This is a genomic window from Microbacterium sp. CPCC 204701 (genome assembly GCF_004010105.1).
GTDB lineage: Bacteria > Actinomycetota > Actinomycetes > Actinomycetales > Microbacteriaceae > Microbacterium.
The window spans coordinates 1-3,741 of record NZ_RRYE01000301.1 but is presented as its reverse complement, the minus strand read 5'-3'; the positions used below and the strand labels follow the sequence as shown (position 1 = coordinate 3,741).

Annotated in this window: 4 protein-coding genes; 1 reads left to right on the top strand and 3 read right to left on the bottom strand. The window is 68.4% G+C overall.

Annotated features, from left to right (window positions below; translation table 11 throughout):
• On the top strand, positions 1-895 hold an 895-nt coding region (locus EIO58_RS14325; RefSeq protein WP_164861728.1), incomplete at its 5' end, for an acyl-CoA thioesterase.
• A 6-nt stretch (positions 896-901) separates the two neighbouring features.
• On the opposite strand, the gene EIO58_RS14320 is transcribed toward EIO58_RS14325, so the two are convergent.
• From EIO58_RS14320 to EIO58_RS14310, 3 genes are all read right to left on the bottom strand, one after another.
• Positions 902-1,420, bottom strand: coding sequence for an acyl-CoA thioesterase (locus tag EIO58_RS14320; RefSeq protein WP_240658879.1), 519 nt, complete (start codon positions 1,418-1,420; stop codon positions 902-904).
• Positions 1,413-3,092, bottom strand: coding sequence for an energy-dependent translational throttle protein EttA (gene ettA / locus EIO58_RS14315; protein ID WP_127820095.1), 1,680 nt, complete (start codon positions 3,090-3,092; stop codon positions 1,413-1,415). The genes EIO58_RS14320 and ettA overlap by 8 nt, the downstream gene beginning before the upstream one ends.
• A 111-nt stretch (positions 3,093-3,203) precedes the next feature.
• Positions 3,204-3,734 carry a DUF6993 domain-containing protein gene (locus EIO58_RS14310; RefSeq protein WP_446723929.1) on the bottom strand — a complete coding sequence of 177 codons (531 nt, stop codon included), beginning with the start codon at positions 3,732-3,734 and terminating at the stop codon, positions 3,204-3,206.
• Positions 3,735-3,741: the final 7 nt, after the last annotated feature.

The window sequence follows — 3,741 nt, the reverse complement described above, 5'->3', positions numbered from 1 at the left end:
CGACCCCGTCGCCTCGCTGCTCTCGGTGCTCGATCTGAGCGGGTCCGACGCGCGGACCACCGAGGACATCTTCACCGGCGTCTCGCAGTCGATGCCCCTTGGGCGTGTCTACGGCGGCCAGGTGCTCGCCCAGTCCATCGTGGCCGCCGAGCGCACCCTCCCAGAGGAGCGCATCGTGCATTCGATGCACGGCTACTTCCTGCGCCCCGGCGATTCGACGAAGGGCATCACGTTCGCGGTCGACCGCATCCACGACGGCCGCTCGTTCTCGACACGCCGCACGCAGGCCTTCCAGGAGGGCGTTCCGATCTTCTCGATGATCGCCTCGTTCCAGGACGAGGATCCCGGGCTGGATCATCAGGACCCGATGCCCGAGGGGCTGCCGGGCCCGGACGAGCTTCCCGACGTCGAGTCTCATCTGAGCGGGGTGCACCCGATGTCGAAGCGGTTCTTCACGGACCGCCCGGTCGATGTGCGGCACATTCCGTCGCCGATCTACACCTCGGTCGCGGGCGCGCGCGAGCCACGGCAGGCGGTCTGGATGCGGGTGCGGCGAACCATTCCCGACGACCCGGGCACTCACCGGGCAGCGCTGGCATACCTCAGCGACCTCACCATCCAGGAGTCGATCCTGCGCGCGCACGGGGTGTCGTGGGCGACTCCGGGCCTCAAGGTCGCCAGCCTCGACCACGCGATGTGGTGGCATCGCTTCGGCCGCGTAGACGAGTGGATGCTCTACGTGCAGGAGTCGCCGAGCGCACGCGGCGGCCGCGGACTCGCCACCGGCCGCGTGTACTCGTCGGACGGCATGCTGCTGGCGACCGTCGCGCAGGAGATCATGGTGCGCGTGCCGGATGCCGCGGCACCGGCGGACGCGTCGCCGGCGGCGCGCTGACGGGCTTCAGCGGCGATGGGCGTAGACCAGCGGCTCACCGAGGTAGGGCGACCAGGCCGCGCGCTCTTCGGGTGTGAGACGCATCGGGCGGCCGGTCGCGGCATCCACCTTCACGACCACCGTCGTCGCCCGCGCATAGAGCGTTCGGGTCGGTGACGTCTCGATCGGACTGAAGACCTCGTAGCAGACCTCGATACTCGATCCGCCGAGCTTGCCGAACCACATCTGGACGTCGAGCGGCTGCCGCTGATACGGCACCGGCGCGAAGTACTCGATCTCCTGGCGTGCGATGAGCGTCAGGATGCCGCTGTAGATGCTCGAGTCGAGCAGGGCGGTCTCGGGCGCGTCCTCGCCGGCAGCCGGCGCCCAGAACGCGCGCACGCGCGCCTCTTCGAGCAGCTTCAGCATCGCCGTGTTGTTGACGTGGTTGAACGCGTCGAGGTCTCCCCACCGCAGGGGGATGGGCAGATGCAGTCGACGGCCGGAAGTGCTCGGCACGACCGTCGGCGCGGTGGTGTCAGTCACGCGTCAGCTTGCGGTACGCGGTGCGGTGGGGACGTGCGGCGTCGGGCCCGAGTCGCTCGATCTTGTTCGCCTCGTACGCCTCGAAGTTGCCCTCGAACCAGTACCACTTGTCGGGGTCCTCATCGGTGCCCTCGTACGCCAGGATGTGCGTCGCGATGCGGTCCAGGAACCACCGGTCGTGCGTGATCACGACGGCGCAGCCGGGGAATTCGAGCAGCGCGTTCTCGAGCGACTGCAGGGTCTCGACGTCGAGGTCGTTGGTGGGCTCGTCGAGGAGCAGGAGGTTGCCGCCCTCCTTGAGCGTCAGCGCGAGGTTCAGGCGGTTGCGCTCGCCGCCGGAAAGGACGCCCGCCTTCTTCTGCTGGTCGGGGCCCTTGAACCCGAACTTCGACACGTACGCGCGCGACGGGATCTCGATCTTGCCGACGGTGATGATGTCGAGTCCGTCCGACACGACCTCCCACAGCGACTTGTTCGGGTCGATGTTCGCCCGCGATTGGTCGACGTAGCTGATCTTCACGGTCTCGCCGATCTTCAGCTGGCCGCCGTCCAGCGGCTCGAGGCCGACGATCGTCTTGAACAGCGTGGTCTTGCCCACGCCGTTCGGACCGATCACGCCGACGATGCCGTTCGGGGGCAGGCTGAAGCTCAGTCCGTCGATGAGCGAGCGCCCGTCGAAGCCCTTCTGCAGCTTCTTCGCCTCGATGACGACGCTGCCGAGGCGCGGCCCGGGGGGGATCTGGATCTCTTCGAAGTCGAGCTTGCGGGTGCGGTCGGCCTCGGCCGCCATCTCTTCATAGCGCGCGAGGCGGGCCTTGGACTTCGCCTGGCGGCCCTTCGCGTTGGAGCGGACCCAGTCGAGCTCCTCGGCGAGGCGCTTCGCGAGCTTCGCGTCCTTCTTGCCCTGCACCTCGAGGCGCTCGGCCTTCTTCTCGAGGTACGTGGAGTAGTTGCCCTCGTACCCGATGAGGCGGCCGCGGTCGACTTCGGCGATCCACTCCGCGACGTTGTCGAGGAAGTACCGGTCGTGCGTGATCGCGATGACGGCGCCCGCGTACTTCTGAAGGTGCTGCTCGAGCCACAGCACGCTCTCGGCATCGAGGTGGTTCGTCGGCTCGTCGAGCAGCAGCAGGTCGGGCTTCTGCAGCAGCAGCTTGGTGAGCGCCACGCGGCGCTTCTCCCCTCCCGAGAGGTGGGTGACCGGCGCATCGCCCGGCGGCGTGCGCAGGGCGTCCATGGCCTGCTCGAGCTGAGAGTCGAGGTCCCATGCGTCCGCGGCGTCGATCTCCTCCTGCAGCGTGCCCATCTCCGCCAGCAGCGCGTCGAAGTCGGCGTCTGGGTCGGCCATGAGGCCCGAGATCTCGTTGAACCGGTCGACCTTCGCCTTGATCGCGATGCCCTCCTGGATGTTCTCCAGCACCGTCTTGGACTCGTCGAGCACGGGCTCCTGCATCAGGATGCCCACCGAGAACCCGGGGCTCAGCTTCGCCTCGCCGTTGGAGGGGTGATCGAGACCGGCCATGATCTTGAGGATCGTCGACTTGCCGGCACCGTTCGGGCCGACCATGCCGATCTTCGCACCCGGCAGGAACGCCATCGTGACGTCGTCGAGGATCAGCTTCTCACCGACCGCCTTGCGCGCTCGGACCATCTGGTAGATGTACTCAGCCATGCGGTGTCAGTTCTCCTTGAACAACAGAGGTCAGCGTCCCAGCCTACCGGCCGTCGGCGCAGCCACGACCGGCACAGTGGATGCCCTCCACGGCGGGATGCCGTCGCCGCGTCACCAATCGATCGGACGCGTCTCTCCTACCAGGCATGTTCCCTCGACGAGCACGGGGACGACGACGGTGACCGGGTCTCCTGTCGCTGGGCCGACCTGACCGATGAGGCATTCCTCGCCCCACTTCACGGAGAACTGGATGCTCTCGGCCTGGTTGCCGACCGTCGATCGGTCGCGGGTGACCTGCATGGCCGCCTTGTCGAACCCGGCCACGACCAGCGCGTCGATGTACGCGCGCCCCCCGTTGCGGTCCTCGGAGGCCCACACCGACGCGGTGATCGCCGCGAACAGCGGGAGGTTGTCGGCCGCGGTGCCGTCGGGCACGAGGGTCGGCTCGGGTGTCGCCGTGCTCGTCGGGCCACCCGTCGACGACCCTGATCGAGTCGGAGTCGCGGACGGATCCGGCTCGGACGCAGGAGCCGGCGTGCACCCGGCCAGCGCGAGGCCGACGATCGCAGCGACGAGCGCAGCGCCGGCACGGGCGCGGGTCGTCGCGCGCGGGCGCCCGGGTGGGATCGGATGTCGGGACACGGGGAGA